This is a genomic window from Micromonospora lutea, assembly GCF_016863535.1.
GTDB classification, from domain to species: domain Bacteria; phylum Actinomycetota; class Actinomycetes; order Mycobacteriales; family Micromonosporaceae; genus Micromonospora; species Micromonospora lutea.
Window position 1 is genome coordinate 125,558 of the sequence record NZ_BOPB01000029.1, and the last position, 15,763, is coordinate 141,320.

The 15,763-nt window shown below is 69.6% G+C and carries 17 protein-coding genes; 15 read left to right on the forward strand and 2 right to left on the reverse strand.

What is annotated here, in order from left to right; genetic code table 11:
- Nucleotides 1-287 precede the first annotated feature (287 nt).
- The 3 genes from Vlu01_RS23275 to Vlu01_RS23285 all read left to right on the forward strand — a co-directional run bounded on the left by Vlu01_RS23275 (nt 288) and on the right by Vlu01_RS23285 (nt 2,758).
- Nucleotides 288-1,244 (forward strand): heme o synthase, encoded by a 957-nt coding sequence (locus tag Vlu01_RS23275; RefSeq protein ID WP_204003222.1) that lies wholly within the window; start codon nt 288-290, stop codon nt 1,242-1,244.
- Nucleotides 1,245-1,495: 251 nt separating this feature from the next.
- Complete coding sequence (locus Vlu01_RS23280) at nt 1,496-1,831, forward strand: hypothetical protein (RefSeq protein WP_204003226.1); 336 nt, start codon at nt 1,496-1,498, stop codon at nt 1,829-1,831.
- Nucleotides 1,832-1,837: 6 nt separating this feature from the next.
- Nucleotides 1,838-2,758: an ATP-grasp domain-containing protein gene (locus tag Vlu01_RS23285; protein WP_204003228.1), complete on the forward strand. Its 921-nt coding sequence runs from the start codon at nt 1,838-1,840 to the stop codon at nt 2,756-2,758.
- Here the strand turns inward: Vlu01_RS23285 and Vlu01_RS23290 are convergent, their stop codons facing one another.
- Nucleotides 2,759-3,769 (reverse strand): COX15/CtaA family protein, encoded by a 1,011-nt coding sequence (locus Vlu01_RS23290; protein WP_373307504.1) that lies wholly within the window; start codon nt 3,767-3,769, stop codon nt 2,759-2,761.
- A gap of 97 nt (nt 3,770-3,866) precedes the next feature.
- Here Vlu01_RS23290 and Vlu01_RS23295 point away from each other — a divergent pair, with 97 nt between their 5' ends.
- The 9 genes from Vlu01_RS23295 (at nt 3,867) to Vlu01_RS23335 (ending at nt 11,614) form a co-directional block, all read left to right on the forward strand.
- Nucleotides 3,867-4,676 carry a helix-turn-helix transcriptional regulator gene (locus tag Vlu01_RS23295; protein WP_204003232.1) on the forward strand — a complete coding sequence of 270 codons (810 nt, stop codon included), beginning with the start codon at nt 3,867-3,869 and terminating at the stop codon, nt 4,674-4,676.
- Nucleotides 4,673-6,103, forward strand: coding sequence for a Fe-S cluster assembly protein SufB (sufB, locus tag Vlu01_RS23300; RefSeq protein WP_204003234.1), 1,431 nt, complete (start codon nt 4,673-4,675; stop codon nt 6,101-6,103). Before Vlu01_RS23295 ends, sufB begins: the two co-directional genes overlap by 4 nt.
- Before the next feature lie 128 nt (nt 6,104-6,231).
- The gene (sufD, locus tag Vlu01_RS23305) at nt 6,232-7,374 is read left to right on the forward strand and encodes a Fe-S cluster assembly protein SufD (RefSeq protein ID WP_204003236.1); all 1,143 of its coding nucleotides are present in this window, start codon (nt 6,232-6,234) and stop codon (nt 7,372-7,374) included.
- Nucleotides 7,374-7,700 carry a non-heme iron oxygenase ferredoxin subunit gene (locus Vlu01_RS23310; RefSeq protein WP_204003238.1) on the forward strand — a complete coding sequence of 109 codons (327 nt, stop codon included), beginning with the start codon at nt 7,374-7,376 and terminating at the stop codon, nt 7,698-7,700. Before sufD ends, Vlu01_RS23310 begins: the two co-directional genes overlap by 1 nt.
- The gene (gene sufC / locus Vlu01_RS23315) at nt 7,700-8,473 is read left to right on the forward strand and encodes a Fe-S cluster assembly ATPase SufC (RefSeq protein WP_204003240.1); all 774 of its coding nucleotides are present in this window, start codon (nt 7,700-7,702) and stop codon (nt 8,471-8,473) included. Before Vlu01_RS23310 ends, sufC begins: the two co-directional genes overlap by 1 nt.
- Before the next feature lie 27 nt (nt 8,474-8,500).
- Nucleotides 8,501-9,805, forward strand: coding sequence for a cysteine desulfurase (locus Vlu01_RS23320; RefSeq protein WP_204003242.1), 1,305 nt, complete (start codon nt 8,501-8,503; stop codon nt 9,803-9,805).
- Nucleotides 9,806-9,842: 37 nt separating this feature from the next.
- Nucleotides 9,843-10,319 carry a Fe-S cluster assembly sulfur transfer protein SufU gene (sufU, locus tag Vlu01_RS23325; RefSeq protein WP_204003244.1) on the forward strand — a complete coding sequence of 159 codons (477 nt, stop codon included), beginning with the start codon at nt 9,843-9,845 and terminating at the stop codon, nt 10,317-10,319.
- Nucleotides 10,316-10,693 carry a metal-sulfur cluster assembly factor gene (locus tag Vlu01_RS23330; RefSeq protein WP_204003246.1) on the forward strand — a complete coding sequence of 126 codons (378 nt, stop codon included), beginning with the start codon at nt 10,316-10,318 and terminating at the stop codon, nt 10,691-10,693. The genes sufU and Vlu01_RS23330 overlap by 4 nt, the downstream gene beginning before the upstream one ends.
- Before the next feature lie 273 nt (nt 10,694-10,966).
- Nucleotides 10,967-11,614, forward strand: a complete 648-nt coding sequence (locus tag Vlu01_RS23335; protein WP_204003248.1) for an acVLRF1 family peptidyl-tRNA hydrolase — start codon at nt 10,967-10,969, stop codon at nt 11,612-11,614.
- Nucleotides 11,615-11,718: 104 nt separating this feature from the next.
- Here Vlu01_RS23335 and ypfJ read toward each other — a convergent pair whose 3' ends face one another.
- Complete coding sequence (gene ypfJ, locus Vlu01_RS23340) at nt 11,719-12,627, reverse strand: KPN_02809 family neutral zinc metallopeptidase (RefSeq protein WP_204003250.1); 909 nt, start codon at nt 12,625-12,627, stop codon at nt 11,719-11,721.
- A 231-nt stretch (nt 12,628-12,858) separates the two neighbouring features.
- Between ypfJ and Vlu01_RS23345 the strand changes: the two genes are divergently transcribed.
- From Vlu01_RS23345 to Vlu01_RS23355, 3 genes are all read left to right on the forward strand, one after another.
- Nucleotides 12,859-14,463 carry an ABC-F family ATP-binding cassette domain-containing protein gene (locus tag Vlu01_RS23345; RefSeq protein WP_204003252.1) on the forward strand — a complete coding sequence of 535 codons (1,605 nt, stop codon included), beginning with the start codon at nt 12,859-12,861 and terminating at the stop codon, nt 14,461-14,463.
- A 146-nt stretch (nt 14,464-14,609) separates the two neighbouring features.
- Entirely contained in the window at nt 14,610-14,837 is a 228-nt protein-coding gene (locus Vlu01_RS23350) for a helix-turn-helix domain-containing protein (protein ID WP_007072022.1), read from the forward strand.
- Nucleotides 14,838-14,892: 55 nt separating this feature from the next.
- Nucleotides 14,893-15,660: an enoyl-CoA hydratase/isomerase family protein gene (locus Vlu01_RS23355; RefSeq protein WP_204003325.1), complete on the forward strand. Its 768-nt coding sequence runs from the start codon at nt 14,893-14,895 to the stop codon at nt 15,658-15,660.
- Nucleotides 15,661-15,763 lie beyond the last annotated feature (103 nt).

Consider the following 15,763-nt stretch of genomic DNA (forward strand, 5'->3'; position numbering starts at 1 on the left):
GATGGTTTGTGCTCCTCGGCGAGATGGGCGGAACCCTCAGTGGTGACCCTATCGAGCGTGGCTAAACGTGCGCCCGAGGATCTCAGCATGCTGGTCTGTACGTTTCAGTCCGCTTCACGGTTCAGCCTGCCGACGGGCGGCGCGCCAGCCGTCGGTGTGACGACTGGCACCGTTGCCGGGTCGCCCGGGCAGCCAAAACGACGACGCGTAGTGTGTGGGTCGGTGTGTGGACCTGAGTTGGTTCTGCCGCCGTAACCTCCCCTCCCGACGCCGGAAGGTGGCAATCCGTGAGCATGATCACCGAGCGCCCCGTCAGTACCCCTGCCGGGCAGAGGTCGGTGCGTACGGCCGGGGAGTCCCCGCTCCGCCCCCGCGATCTGCGGGCGGTGGTGGCGGCGTACGTGACGCTGACCAAGCCGCGGATCGTCGAGCTGCTGCTGGTCACCACGGTCCCGGCGATGATGCTCGCGCACGGCGGGCTGCCGTCGCTGTGGCTGGTGGCGGTGGTGCTGGTCGGCGGCTCGCTCGCGGCGGGCGCGGCCAGCGTGCTCAACTGCTACATCGACCGGGACATCGACCAGGTGATGCGGCGGACGAAGCGCCGGCCGCTGCCGACGCACACCGTGACGCCCCGCAACGCGCTGATCTTCGGCCTGGTGCTGGCGGCGATCTCGGTCGCGGTGATGGCGGTCTTCACCAATCTGCTGGCCGCCGGGCTCACGCTGGCCGCCATCGTCTACTACGACGTCGTCTACACGCTGTGGCTCAAGCGCACCACGACGGCGAACACCTTCTGGGGCGGCGCCTGCGGGGCCGCGCCGGTGCTGATCGGCTGGGCGGCGGTGACCGGCTCGCTGTCGCCGGTGGCGTGGGCGCTGTTCGGGGTGGTCTTCTTCTGGCAGATGCCGCACTTCTACCCGTTGGCGATGAAGTACAAGGACGACTATGCCCGGGCCGGCATTCCGATGCTTCCGGTGGTCGCCTCGGTCCGGCGGGTCAACGCCGAGATCGTGCTGTTCGCCTGGCTGACCGTGCTGACCTCGCTGGCCGTGTGGGCGTTGGGGCTGAGCGCGGTCTACGGCGTGCCGACGCTGGTGGTGGGCGCGATCTTCCTGGTCGAGTCGCACCGGCTCGCCGGGCGGGCCCGTCGGGGCGAGGCGGTCAAGCCGATGCGGCTGTTCCACTGGTCGACGTCGTACCTCACCATCGTCTTCGCCGCCGCGGCGCTCGACGCCCTGCTCTGACCGGTTGATGGGGGCTGATCGGGGCGGGGTGACGAGGCCCGTCGCCACGATGGTTGGTAGATGCGGATGCGTCCCGTCCTCCTCGGATCCGCCCCGGTTTGGTGACATTCTGCCGCTCCGAATGACCCGATTTGATGCTGATAAATACGGGCGAAACGGCTCCGTTGTCGGTTAAACCTGCGGGTAATGGGTATCACAAAAGCTTGCCTGTTCTCGCCCGTGCGAGTGCATGTCTGCTTAGGCTTCACGTTATGGCAGATGGTTCCGATACGACGCTGACGGCTGATCAGACCGCCTCCGGGCAGGCCCCCAACGGGCTGGTCGCGGGCATCAAGTCGTTCGCCGCCGAGCACGGCGGGGCGAAGGCGGTCATCGAGTACGTCGGCAAGCGCGGCGCCCGCATCGTCCTGGTGGGCGCAGACGGCGCTTGGGGCGACCAGTTCGCCGAGGACACGGTGACCGCTCGTGAGGCCTGCGCGCAGGCCGGGGTCGCCGTGGAGAACGCCTGGGAACGGGAGTTGATGGACCAGATGCGCCCGAGCAACGACCTCTGGCGCTCGATGGCCCGTCGCACGATGGCCCGTTGAGATAAATTGACCGACCACCACAAGTCGACCCGGGGGAAACCCCGGGTCGCTCTCGTCACCTGCACCGAACTGGCCGATCTCGACGAGGACGATCGGCTCGTTCTGGCCCCGCTGGCCGCGCGCGGGATCGCCGCCGAACCGGTCGTCTGGGACGACCCGGCCGTCGACTGGGCCCGCTACGACCTGGTCGTGCTCCGCTCACCCTGGGACTACATGTCCCGGCGGGACGACTTCGTCGCCTGGGCCGAGCGGGTACCGAGGCTCGCCAATCCAGCGGATGTGGTGCGCTGGAACACCGACAAGCGTTACCTGGACGAGTTGTCCGCAGCCGGCGTGCCCACCGTCCCGACCGGATGGGTGTCGCCCGGTGAGCCGTGGCAGCCCCCCGCCGACCACGGTGAGTACGTCATCAAGCCGGCGGTGAGCGCCGGCAGCCAGGACACCGGCCGTTACGACCTGGCCGACCCCGGACACCGGGAACTCGCCGTGGCCCACGTACGCCGGCTCGGGGCGGCCGATCGGGTGGCGATGGTCCAGCCGTACCTGAGCGCGGTCGACACCGCCGGGGAGACCGCGCTGCTCTTCCTCGCCGGCCCGACCGGGCTGACCTTCAGCCACGCCATCCGCAAGGGCCCGATCCTGACCGGGCCGGACGAGGGCGTCGAAGAGCTGTACAAGGTCGAGGAGATCAGCCCCCGCACCGCGCAGCCGGCGCAACTGACCGTCGCGGCGCAGACCCTCGCGGCGGTACCGGGCGGGTCCGACCGGCTGCTCTACGCGCGGGTCGATCTGATTCCCGGCCCCGACGGCACTCCGGTGCTGGTGGAGCTGGAGTTGACCGAGCCCTCGCTGTTCCTCGGGCACGCCGACGGCGCTGCCGACCGCCTCGCCGACGCCATCCTCACCCGGCTCGGCGGACTGAGCTGATCATGAGGTGGTGGTCGCCCCGCCCGACGTGGCGGTGACGACAACCTCGCGGTCACCGGCGTGGTGGGGTGAGAGGGGCGGGGTGGGTGGCTGGTGCTGGGCGGGGTGGGGCTCGCGGGTTGACCAGAGTGCGGCCAGGGTGGCGAGCCACACCAGGCAGGAGCCGAGCATGTGCAGGCCGACCAGCAGCGCCGGCAGGTTGGCGAAGTACTGCACGAAGCCGACAACCCCCTGACCCAGCTCGACCAGGAGCAGGGTCAGCGCGGCCCGCACCGCCCGTGCCGGTGCGCCCACCGCGCGCAACGCCAGCCACAGACCCACGGTCAGGCCGACGAGCAGGAATACCAGGTCGGCGTGGATCTGGGAGATCGTCTGCGGGTCCAGGCCGTTGCGGACGGCGTCGGCGTCCCCGGCGTGCGGGCCGCTGCCGGTCACCGCCACCCCGACGATGATGACGGCCGCGCTGACCACCACCGTGATCCAGGTGAGGGTCCGCAGCGCCGGGGGCACCACGGGAACCCTGCGGCCGTCCGGCTCGCTCACCCGACGCCACAGGGCGTACGCGGCCAGCAGCAGCAGCATCGACACCACGAAGTGGATGCCCACGATCGAGGGATGCAGCTGGGTACGGACGGTGATCCCGCCGATCACGGCCTGCGCCACGATGCCGAAGACGACGGCCAGCGCCAGCGGCACCGCACCTCGGCGGCGGGGCCGGTGCGCGAGTACGGCCAGCAGGGTGGCGCCCGCGATCAGCACCAGCACGAAGGTGAGCAGGCGGTTGCCGAACTCGATCGCCCCGTGCATGCCCATCTCGGCCGTGGTGGTGTACGACTCGTCGGTGCACCGGGGCCAGGTGGGGCAGCCCAACCCGGAGGCGGTCAACCGGACCGCCCCGCCGGTGACCACGATCGCGGTGTTCGCGACGATGTTGGCGAACGCCAGACGACGCAGCAGGGCGGCGGAGGCCAGGGATCGGACGGGTCGTTTCACGAGGCGAATCCTACGCAACGTAGTTGTCGCCGATCGGGTGACTCCTGCCCCGCGGTGGTTCGGATCACCGGGGTCGCGTTTGCGGGCCCAGATTGAATTACGTAACGTGGGCGTTGTGAAAAAGGCGGCGGGGCTCACCGAGCACCAGCCGACGGCCGACGCGGCCGCCGGCCGGTCGCTGCCCGGCGCTGCCGTCACGCCTGCCCCACCCGCCCCGACGGACACCCCGGCCACGCCGGTCGGTGAGCCGTCGACCCGGGATCGGGTCACCCTGTTGCTGCTGGAACGCCGCGCCGCCACCGCCGCCCAGCTGGGCGACGCGCTCGGCCTCAGCCCGGCGGCGATCCGCCGACACCTGGACGCGATGCTCGCCGACGGTGACGTGGTGGCCCGCGAGCAGACCGTACGCGGTCACCGTGGGCGGGGTCGGCCGGCCAGGGTGTTCCTGCTCACCGACGCGGCCCGTAGCCGGTGCGGCACCCATCACTACGACAACATGGCCACCGCGGCGTTGCGCTGGATCGCCCGCACCGGCGGTTCACGTGCGGTGGAGAGGTTCGCCGCCGAGCAGGTGGCCGCCCTGGAGGCACGGTGTCAGGCGGCCCTGGCCGACGCCGGCGACGATCCGATGGCCCGTGCCGAGGCACTCGCCGCGGCGCTGACCGCGGAGGGATACGCTGCCAGTGCTTCCACGATCGCCTCGGGCGGCCAGCTCTGCCAGCACCACTGCCCGGTGGCGCACGTGGCCGCCGAGTTCCCTCAGCTGTGCGAGGCCGAGACCACGGTGATCTCCCGCCTGGTCGGCACCCACGTGCAGCGCCTGGCCACCATCGCGCACGGCGACGGGGTGTGCACCACGCACATTCCCGGTCCGTCGCGCGCCCAGTCCGGTAAGACCGTCACCACTGTGAGGACAGATAGATGACCGAGCAGATCGTCCAGCCACTGACCCAGGAGGAGCAGCTCGCCGCCCTGGGCAACTACGAGTACGGCTGGGCCGACCCGGACGTCGCCGGGGCCTCGGCTCAGCGTGGCCTCAACGAGGCGGTGGTGCGGGACATCTCGGCCAAGAAGAACGAGCCGGCCTGGATGCTCGACCTACGCCTGAAGGGTCTGCGTCTGTTCGGGCGCAAGCCGATGCCGGCCTGGGGCGCCGACCTCACCGGGATCGACTTCGACAACATCAAGTACTTCGTGCGCTCCACCGAGAAGCAGGCCGCCAGCTGGGAGGACCTGCCCGAGGACATCAAGAACACCTACGACAGGCTGGGCATCCCGGAGGCGGAGAAGCAGCGCCTGGTCGCCGGTGTCGCGGCGCAGTACGAGTCCGAGGTGGTCTACCACAAGATCCGTGAGGACCTGGAGGAGCAGGGTGTCGTCTTCCTCGACACCGACACCGCCCTCAAGGAGCACGAGGACCTGTTCAAGGAGTACTTCGGCACGGTGATCCCGGTCGGCGACAACAAGTTCGCCGCGCTGAACACCTCCGTGTGGTCCGGCGGTTCGTTCATCTACGTGCCGAAGGGTGTGCACGTGGAGATCCCGCTGCAGGCGTACTTCCGGATCAACACCGAGAACATGGGCCAGTTCGAGCGGACGCTGATCATCGTCGACGAGGGCGCGTACGTGCACTACGTCGAGGGCTGCACCGCGCCGATCTACTCCTCGGACTCGCTGCACAGCGCCGTGGTGGAGATCATCGTCAAGAAGAACGCCCGGTGCCGTTACACGACCATCCAGAACTGGTCGAACAACGTCTACAACCTGGTCACCAAGCGTGCCGTGTGCCACGAGGGCGCCACCATGGAGTGGATCGACGGCAACATCGGTTCCAAGGTCACCATGAAGTACCCCGCCGTGTACATGACCGGCGAGCACGCCAAGGGCGAGGTGCTCTCGGTCGCCATGGCCGGCGAGGGTCAGCACCAGGACGCCGGCGCCAAGATGGTGCACGCCGCGCCGCACACCAGCAGCACCATCGTGTCGAAGTCGATCGCCCGGGGTGGCGGCCGGACCTCGTACCGGGGCCTGGTGCAGGTGCTGGAGGGCTCCTACAGCAGCGCCAGCACGGTCAAGTGCGACGCGCTGCTGGTCGACACCATCTCCCGCTCCGACACCTACCCCTACGTCGACATCCGTGAGGACGATGTGTCGATGGGGCACGAGGCGACCGTCTCCAAGGTCAGCGAGGACCAGCTCTTCTACCTGATGAGCCGGGGCCTGAGCGAGGACGAGGCGATGGCGATGATCGTGCGCGGCTTCATCGAGCCGATCGCCAAGGAACTGCCCATGGAGTACGCCCTGGAGCTCAACCGCCTGATCGAGCTGCAGATGGAGGGCGCGGTCGGCTGACCCGAGCCGCCGCAGCCCGACCGGTCGGGCCGGGCGACGCGCAAGCTCGGCCCGAGGGCCGGGAACGCCGAGTCCCGGCCTGCCCTCCGGTTAATGAGACCGCCGTCGTAGAACAGACCAAGGACGAGATGACTACCCAGGCTTCCGCGCCGCCGAGCACCAAGTCGCAGGCGCTGCGTTCGTACGATGTCGCCGACTTCCCGGCCCTGACCGGCCTGGAGGAGGAGTGGCGTTTCACCCCGCTCAAGCGGCTGCGTGGGCTGGTCGGTGACGACCCGACCGCCACCGGCGCGGTTCGGCACGAGTACGCCGACCTGCCCGAGGGCGTGTCCGTGGAACAGATCGACCACGACGACCGGCGGGTCGGCAGCGTGCTCACTCCGTTTGACCGGGTCAGCGCGTTGGCCTACAGCGGGGCCACCCAGGCGCTGCTGGTGCGGGTGGCACAGGACGCGGTGATCAGCGGCCCGGCCATCCTGCGGGTGGTCGGTGCGGGCGTCGAGGGCTTGGCCTTCGGGCACACCGTCGTGGAGGTGGGTCGGTTCGCCGAGGCGATCGTGGTGCTGGAGCACGTCGGGTCGGCCACCCTCGCCGACAACGTCGAGGTGTCGGTCGACGAGGGGGCGAAGCTCACCCTGGTCACCGTGGCCGACTGGGCCGACGACGCGGTGCAGGCGCAGCATCTGAAGGTACGGCTGGGCCGCGACGCGCGGGTGCAGCACGTCCAGGTGACCCTCGGTGGCGACCTGGTGCGCCAGCACACCACCGTCGAGTACACCGACCGTGGCGGCGAGGCCGAGCTGTACGGCGTCTACTTCGCCGACTCCGGCCAGCACCAGGAGCACCGCCAGTTGGTCGACCATTCCGTGCCGGACTGCCGCAGTTACGTGGGCTACCGGGGGGCGTTGCAGGGGGAGAGCGCCCGCACCGTCTGGGTCGGCGACGTGTTGATCCGGGCTGAGGCGACCGGCACCGACACGTACGAGATCAACCGGAACTTGCTGCTCACCGACGGTGCGCGGGCCGACTCGGTGCCTAACCTTGAGATCGAGACCGGCGAGATCGCCGGTGCCGGCCACGCCAGCGCGACCGGTCGCTTCGACGACGAGCAGTTGTTCTACCTGATGGCCCGGGGGATTCCGGAGGCCGAGGCGCGTCGGCTGGTGGTGCGCGGCTTCTTCACCGAGCTGCTGAACAAGATCCCGGTGGAGCCGCTGCGCGAGCGCCTCGGGGAGGCTATCGAGGCTCGGCTGACGAAGGCGGGCGTTTGATGATCCGCATCTGCGCCACCGAGGACGTGCCGAAGGGCACCGTGATCAGCGCCGACGTCGACGGCACCCAGATCGCGCTCGTGCACGGCGAGGACGACCAGTTCTACGCCGTGTTCGACGAGTGCTCGCATGCGGCCGTGGCGCTCTCCGAGGGAGAGGTCGACGGCTGCACGCTGGAATGCTGGCTGCACGGTTCCCGTTTCGACCTGCGTACCGGCGAGCCCACCGGGCCGCCCGCCACCGAACCCGTACCCGTCTACCCCGTCGAAGTCCGCGACGGTGACATCTACGTCAGTCTGACGCCGAGCAATGGAGTGACCCGATAATGAGCACCCTGGAGATCCGCGACCTGCAGGTGTCGGTGAAGCTGCCCGAGGGTGAGCTCAAGCCGATCCTGACCGGTGTCGACCTGACCGTGCGGTCGGGGGAGACCCACGCGATCATGGGCCCGAACGGCTCCGGCAAGTCGACCCTGGCGTATGCGGTCGCCGGCCACCCGAAGTACGAGATCACCGGCGGCTCGGTGACGCTGGACGGCGAGGACGTCCTGGAGATGTCCGTCGACGAGCGGGCCCGCGCCGGCCTCTTCCTCGCCATGCAGTACCCGGTCGAGGTGCCCGGTGTCTCGGTGGCGAACTTCCTGCGTACCGCCAAGACGGCCATCGACGGTGCGGCGCCGAAGCTGCGCACCTGGGGCGGCGAGCTGCGCGGTGCCATGGAACGGCTGCACATGGACCCGGCCTTCGCCCAGCGCAACGTCAACGAGGGCTTCTCCGGCGGCGAGAAGAAGCGACACGAGATCGTGCAGTTGGAGCTGCTCAAGCCGAAGATCGCCATCCTCGACGAGACCGACTCGGGCCTCGACGTGGACGCGCTGCGCGTGGTGAGCGAGGGCGTGAACCGGGTGCGTGACACCGGTGACACGGGCCTGCTGCTGATCACCCACTACACCCGGATCCTGCGCTACATCAAGCCCGACTTCGTGCACGTCTTCGTCGGTGGCCGGATCGTCGAGGAGGGCGGCCCGGAACTGGCCGACAAGCTTGAGGAGTCCGGCTACGAGCGGTACGCGGCCGGGGCTGGTCCGGCGCGGGTCTGATCTGCGAAGGAAGGACCGGTCACGACGATGACCACCATCGCGATCCCGCCGGGGATGCCGCAGTACGACGAGGTGCCCCGCTACGACGTAGCGGCGGTACGCGCCGATTTCCCGATCCTCGATCGGGAGATCAACGGGCATCCGCTGGTCTACCTGGACAGCGCCAACACCTCGCACAAACCGCGCCAGGTGCTCGACGTGCTGGCCGAGCACTACGCCCGGCACAACGCCAACGTGTCCCGCTCGGTGCACACGCTCGGCACCGAGGCGACCGAGGCGTACGAGGGGGCCCGGGCGAAGATCGCCGCGTTCATCAACGCGCCGAGCGTCGACGAGGTGGTCTTCACGAAGAACTCCACCGAGGCGATCAACATCGTGGCGTACGCGTTCTCCAACGCCTCGCTGCGTCCCGACGCCGACCCTCGGTTCCGGCTGGGGCCGGGCGACGAGATCGTCATCTCGGAGATGGAGCACCACTCGAACATCGTTCCGTGGCAGCTGCTGGCCGAGCGTACCGGTGCGACGTTGCGCTGGTTCCCGGTGACCGACCACGGCCGGCTGGACGAGTCGGGCCTGACCGACCTGGTTAACGAGCGGACGAAGATCGTCTCGCTGGTGCACATGTCCAACATCCTCGGCACCGTCAACGCCACCTCGCGGATCACCGCCCGGGTTCGCGAGGTGGGTGCGCTGCTGCTGCTGGACTGCTCGCAGTCGGTGCCGCACATGCCGATCGACGTGGTCGACCTGGACGCCGACTTCATCGTCTTCACCGGGCACAAAATGTGCGGCCCGACCGGCATCGGGGTGCTCTGGGGCCGGACCGACCTGCTGGCGGCGATGCCACCGGTGCTCGGCGGCGGCTCGATGATCGAGACGGTGACGATGGGCGGCTCCACGTACGCCGCGCCGCCCGCCCGGTTCGAGGCGGGCACTCCGCCGATCGCCGAGGCGGTCGCGCTCGGCGCGGCCGTGGACTACCTCACCAGCATCGGTATGCGGGCGATCCAGTGGCACGAGAAGCAGCTGACCGCGTACGCGCTGGACGCCCTGGGCACCGTCCCCGGTCTGCGGATCTTCGGCCCGGAGGTGCCGGTCGGTCGGGGCGGCACCATCTCGTTCGCGCTCGGCGACGTACACCCGCACGACGTGGGGCAGGTGTTGGACTCCCTCGGTGTGCAGGTGCGGGTGGGGCACCATTGCGCCCGCCCGGTCTGCACCAGGTTCGGGGTGCCGGCCACCACTCGGGCCTCGTGCTACCTCTACACCACCACCGAGGAGATCGACGCCCTGGTAGCGGGCCTGGAGCGGGTGCGGAAGGTGTTCCGATGAGCCCGGCGACGCAGCGAATCGACGGGGGTTCAGCCTGATGCAACTGGAATCCCTTTACCAGGAGATCATCCTGGATCACTACAAGCACCCGCACGGTCGCGGGCTGCGCGACGCCGCCGACCCGGCCGACCAGGTCGGTGAGGCGCACCACGTCAACCCGACCTGTGGCGACGAGGTCACCGTCCGGGTCGCCAGCGACGGCGAGACGCTGCACGACGTGTCGTACGACGGGATGGGCTGTTCGATCAGCCAGGCGTCCGCGAGCGTGCTGCACGAACTGCTGACCGGCCGCGGCGCGGCGGAGGCGTTCGAGGTGCACGAGGCGTTCCTGGCGCTGATGTCCGGTCGTGGTCAGGTCACGCCGGACGAGGACGTGCTCGGTGACGGGGTGGCGTTCGAGGGCGTTGCCCGCTACCCCGCCCGGGTCAAGTGCGCGCTGTTGCCGTGGATGGCGTTCAAGGACGCCGCGGCACGCGCCGGTGTGGGCGCGAGCCCGACGGAGGTGAAGGCATGAGCGAGAACGGTGTGACCGAGGCGGCCGAGGCGACCGAGGCAGGCGGCGGTAAGGCCGCCGTCGCCGACATCGAAGAGGCGATGAAGGACGTCGTCGACCCTGAGCTGGGCATCAACGTGGTCGACCTCGGCCTGGTGTACGGCGTACACGTCGACGATCAGAACGTCGCCACCCTGGACATGACGTTGACCTCGGCGGCCTGCCCGCTCACCGACGTGATCGAGGACCAGGCCCGTCAGGCGCTGACCACCGGTCCGGGTGGCGGGTTGGTCAAGGACATGCGGATCAACTGGGTCTGGCTGCCCCCGTGGGGGCCGGACAAGATCACTGACGAGGGGCGGGACCAGCTCCGCTCCCTCGGTTTCAACGTCTGATCCGGCGGCCGGTCGCCGTGATCATCGAGCGCGACGCCCAGACGGGCGTCGCGCTCGATGCGTCTAGCCGGCGGCCGGCGCACGGGCGGGCCGTCACCAACGCAGGACGCCCCAAGCTGTTGCCGCCTCCGGGCGGTCCCAACAGTTTCGGGGATGTTGCTGCCTCCTGGCCGGTCTCAGGTCACAGTTTCGGGGATGTTGCTGCCTCCTGGCGGTCTGATGCCACTCTGCCCGCCCAGGGGTGCCTGACTCCCACTGCCGTACGGTCAGGGGATGAGTAGCCGACCTGCGGCCGGGGGCGGCCGGTGGGTCGACGTCGACCCGGCCCGGATCAAGCGCTGGATCGCCGGCTTCATCGACCGGCACGGCCCGCCCACCGTCACCGTCCAGGAGTACGGGTTACTGCTGGCCGCTCCGGACGGCGCCAGCGCCGGGCTGCACAGCCCGCCGGGTGCGCCGGCCACCACCGACCTGGATGCCTTCGTGGCTGCTGCGGTCGCACCGCGCCGGATCGGTCTGCTGCTGGCGCGCAAGGGGGCGGTGGCGATGGGGATCGCCGAAGGGGAGCGGCTACCGGTGCACAAGGTCGACACCCGTTACGTACAGGGGCGTACCGCCGCAGGTGGTTGGTCCCAACAGCGGTTTGCTCGCCGCCGGGACAACCAGGCCAAGGCAGCGTTGGTCGAGGCGGCGGAGTTGGCGGTGCGGCTGCTGCTGCCGGAGGTCGATCGCCTGGACGCGGTGGTCACCGGCGGCGACCGGCGGACGGTGGACGGGATCCTCGCCGACCGGCGACTCGACTCGCTGGCGGCGCTGCGCGCGGAGCGGCTGCTCGACGTTCCGGAGCCCCGGTACGCCGTGCTGCTCGACGCGGCTGTCGCCGCCCGCGCGGTCCGCATCCTCGTCCGCGACCCCGCCTGACGACTCCCCGCCATGATGCAAGGAAGGGCCCCTTCTTAACACGAGCGGGTGAGAAGGGTTCCCTTCTATACCGCAGGCGTTAACAGGGGGCCCTTCCTTACACCTCAGACGGTGCCGGTGAAGGTGTCGCAGGTGGCCGGGTCGCCGCTCTCGTAGCCTCGGTTGAACCACTGCTTGCGCTGTTCCGACGAGCCGTGGGTGAACTCTTCCGGATTCACCGGCCGGTCGGCGCGCTTGGAGATGGCGTCGTCACCGATCGCCTCCGCGGTGTCGATGGCCTCGGCGATGTCCCGCTCGGTGATGCTGGTGAAGATTTTCTGGCCGCTGTCGTCGGCCGTGCCGGTGGCGTTCTTCGCCCACGCACCCGCGTAGCAGTCGGCCTGCAACTCCAGGCGTACCGACAGGTCGTTGGCGTTGCCCGGGTCGCGCTGCTGCTGGCGGCGCACCTGCTCGTTGGTGCCGAGCAGATTCTGCACGTGGTGGCCGTACTCGTGGGCCAGCACGTAGGGCTGGGCGAACTCGCCGTCGGCGCCCAGTTGCGTGGCGAGCACCTCGTAGAAGGAAAGGTCGATGTAGACCAGCGAGTCGGCCGGGCAGTAGAACGGGCCGACACCGGAGTCGGCCTGACCGCAGGCGGTGTTGACGGCCTGGCTGAAGAAGACGGTGCGGGTCGGGCGGTACTGCTCGCCGAGGGACTCCGGCAGGGCGGTACGCCAGTACGCCTGGATCGAGTTGACGTAGAGGGTGTTGCGGCAGTCGAGCTGCTCGATGGCGTTGTCGGCGGCGCAACGCTGTTCCAGCGCGGCGTTGTCGCCCTGCTCCTCGCCGCCGGTCATGGCGTTCAGGCCGAAGCCGCCACCGACGAGGGCCACCAGCACGGCGATGACGATGCCGACGATGCCGCCGCGCCCGCCGCCGATCGGGATGGGGATGCCCATCCCGCCGCCTCCGCCGCTGCCCCGCCGGTCCTCCACCTGGCTGGTGTCGATTCGTGCGTTCTCGTTCAGCTCCATGGTGACCCCGATCAGTCAGTGGCTCGTGGGCCGGAACCGGTCCGGTCGGCCCTCCGGTACCCGACGATCTTGGTCGGTAATCCGCGTGGAGCGCCGGCCGGGGCCCGGTACAATTGACGCCGTGCTGCGCTGCGAAGGCTGAACGCCCCGCGCCGACGGGTCACCTGGATCCGCCGGCGCTTTCGTGTGCCCTGAGTCAGCCCTTCGGATCCCGAGAGCGAGTACCTGGAAATGATCACTGCCACCGGCCTTGAACTGCGCGCCGGAGCCCGGATCCTGCTGTCGGACACCACGCTGCGGGTGCAGCCCGGTGACCGGATCGGCCTGGTCGGCCGCAACGGCGCCGGCAAGACCACCACGTTGAAGGTGCTCGCCGGAGAGGGCCAGCCGTACGCCGGCCAGGTCGACCGGCGTAGCGCCGTCGGTTATCTCCCACAGGACCCGCGTACCGGCGATCTGGACGTCACCGGCCGCGACCGGGTGCTCTCCGCCCGCGGCCTGGACGTGCTGATGGCCGGGATGAAGGAACTGGAGGCGCGGCTCGCCGAGGACGGCGACGAACGCCTGGTGCGCCGGTACGGCGCGCTGGAGGATCAGTTCGCCGCGCTCGGCGGGTACGCGGCGGAGGCCGAGGCGGCCCGCATCTGCGCCAATCTGGGGCTGCCCGACCGGGCCCTGGCCCAGACCATCGGCACCCTGTCCGGTGGGCAGCGTCGCCGCATCGAACTGGCCCGGATCCTGTTCCGGGACGCGGGCGAGAACGGCGGTGGGATCCTGCTGCTGGACGAGCCCACCAACCACCTCGACGCCGACTCGATCACCTGGTTGCGGGGTTTCCTCGCCAACCACAAGGGCGGGCTGATCGTGATCTCCCACGACGGCGACCTGCTGGAGTCGGTGGTCAACAAGGTGTGGTTCCTGGACGCCACCCGCAGCGTGGTCGACGTCTACAACCTGGGTTGGAAGGCGTACCTGGCGGCGCGGGAGACCGATGAGCGTCGTCGCCGCCGGGAACGGGCCAATGCCGAGAAGAAGGCTGGCGCGCTGATGGCCCAGGCCGACAAGATGCGGGCCAAGGCCACCAAGACCATCGCCGCGCAGAACATGGCCCGCCGGGCCGAGCGGCTGATGTCCGGCCTGGAGGAGATCCGGGTCGCCGACAAGGTGGCCAAGGTGCGGTTCCCCGCCCCGGCGCCGTGCGGCAAGACTCCGCTGACCGCGTCCGGCCTGTCCAAGTCGTACGGCTCATTGGAGATCTTCACCGACGTGAACGTGGCGGTGGACCGGGGTTCCCGGGTGGCCATCCTCGGGCTCAACGGTGCCGGCAAGACGACGCTGCTGCGGATGCTCGGCGGCCTGCTGGAGCCGGACACCGGCGAGGTGCGCCCCGGTCACGGTCTGCGGTTGGGCTACTACGCCCAGGAGCACGAGACGCTGGATGTGGAGCGGACCGTGCTGGAGAACATGCGAGCCGCGGCGGTCGAGCAGACCGACACCGAACTGCGGAAGATTCTGGGCGCGTTCCTCTTCTCCGGAGAGGACGTCGACAAGCCCGCCGGCGTCCTCTCCGGTGGGGAGAAGACCCGGCTGGCCCTGTCCACCCTGGTCTGCTCCGGTGCCAACGTGTTGTTGCTCGACGAGCCGACCAACAACCTGGACCCGGTCAGCCGGGAGCAGGTGCTCGACGCCATCGCCCGCTACCCGGGCGCGATCGTGCTGGTCACGCATGATCCGGGTGCGGTGCTCGCGCTCAAGCCGGACCGGGCGATCCTGCTGCCGGACGGCGACGAGGACGCCTGGAGTGACGACCTGCTGGAACTGGTCGAGCTGGCCTGAGCCCGCCGTGCCGTCACCTATCGGGAAGCTGACATTGCATAGCGTGTCGGTTGGCGAATAGTTGATATCTGGCGCATGATCGTCCGAGACGGTCTAATAGGTGGGACCGTATCCGAACCGCACAGTCTGGGACGTGAGGACACAGCATGGCAGCCACTGGCACAGCCACCAGCACTGAGAAGGGTCGCCGGATCGTCGGAGCCGAGCGTCAGACGCTCGCGAAGGACCTCGTCAAGCGGTACACCGGGGGCGAGAGCATCCGGGCGCTCGCGGCCTCGACCGGACGATCGTACGGATTCATCCACCGCGTGCTCACCGAGTCCGGGGTGCAGCTGCGGCAGCGTGGCGGCGCCCGACGTCGCAAGAAGGCGTGACCCGCCCGTCAGCTTCGTCCAGCACCGCCACCACCACCGCGACCCGGGCCGCCCGGTGACCGCCGAGGCGACCGGGGTCCGGCTGGAATGCGACGGGCCGGTCGCCACGGTCACCCTGTGCCGGCCCGACGTGCTCAACGCGCAGACCCCGGCGATGTGGCGCGCGATGAGCGACTTCTCCCGGGAGCTTCCCGGTGACGTGCGCGTCGTCGTGGTGCGCGGTGAGGGGCGAGCCTTCTCCGCGGGCCTCGACCTGTCGGTGGCCGGTGCCTCCGGTCCCGGCTCCTTCGCCGAGTTGACCACCCTGCCGGAGCAGGAGTGCGCCGACCGGATCGCCGACTACCAGGGCGGGTTCACCTGGCTGCACCGGCCGGACGTCATCTCCATCGCCGCCGTTCAGGGGCACGCCATCGGTGCCGGTTTCCAGCTCGCGCTCGCCTGTGACCTGCGGGTGCTGGCCGAGGATGCGAAGTTCTCCATGGCCGAGGTGACGCTGGGCCTGGTCCCTGACCTGGCCGGCACCAAGCGCCTGGTCGAGCTGGTCGGCTACGCCCGCGCGTTGGAGATCTGCGCCACCGGGCGGCGGATGGACGCCGCCGAGGCCGATCGGATCGGTCTGGCCACCCTGGTGGTTCCCGCCGCTGAGTTGGACGACGCGGTGCGTGATCTGACCGCTGGCCTGCTCGCCCACAGCCGCGACGCGGTCGTCGAGATCAAGGCGCTGCTCGCCGGAGCTGCCGGGCGTACCCACGCGGAGCAGCAGCGCGCCGAGCGGGAAGCGCAGACGCGACGGCTGCGGGATCTCGCCGGCCGGGGAGAATAGTAAGGACCGTCCGGGAAGATCAGGGTTACTCGCGTGGTTGTCGTAGTCATCGGGAGAATTGACCCGACAGCGTACGGCGTCCTGACCCGGAGGTGAACGTGTC

Coding starts and splice junctions, on each gene's coding strand:
- Vlu01_RS23280 (WP_204003226.1), top strand. CDS start 1,496: ATGGCAGATGGTTCCGATACGACGCTGACGGCTGATCAGACCGCCTCC.
- sufB (WP_204003234.1), top strand. CDS start 4,673: ATGACCGAGCAGATCGTCCAGCCACTGACCCAGGAGGAGCAGCTCGCC.
- sufD (WP_204003236.1), top strand. CDS start 6,232: ATGACTACCCAGGCTTCCGCGCCGCCGAGCACCAAGTCGCAGGCGCTG.
- Vlu01_RS23310 (WP_204003238.1), top strand. CDS start 7,374: ATGATCCGCATCTGCGCCACCGAGGACGTGCCGAAGGGCACCGTGATC.
- sufC (WP_204003240.1), top strand. CDS start 7,700: ATGAGCACCCTGGAGATCCGCGACCTGCAGGTGTCGGTGAAGCTGCCC.
- Vlu01_RS23320 (WP_204003242.1), top strand. CDS start 8,501: ATGACCACCATCGCGATCCCGCCGGGGATGCCGCAGTACGACGAGGTG.
- sufU (WP_204003244.1), top strand. CDS start 9,843: ATGCAACTGGAATCCCTTTACCAGGAGATCATCCTGGATCACTACAAG.
- Vlu01_RS23330 (WP_204003246.1), top strand. CDS start 10,316: ATGAGCGAGAACGGTGTGACCGAGGCGGCCGAGGCGACCGAGGCAGGC.
- Vlu01_RS23335 (WP_204003248.1), top strand. CDS start 10,967: ATGAGTAGCCGACCTGCGGCCGGGGGCGGCCGGTGGGTCGACGTCGAC.
- ypfJ (WP_204003250.1), bottom strand. CDS start 12,627: ATGGAGCTGAACGAGAACGCACGAATCGACACCAGCCAGGTGGAGGAC.
- Vlu01_RS23345 (WP_204003252.1), top strand. CDS start 12,859: ATGATCACTGCCACCGGCCTTGAACTGCGCGCCGGAGCCCGGATCCTG.
- Vlu01_RS23350 (WP_007072022.1), top strand. CDS start 14,610: ATGGCAGCCACTGGCACAGCCACCAGCACTGAGAAGGGTCGCCGGATC.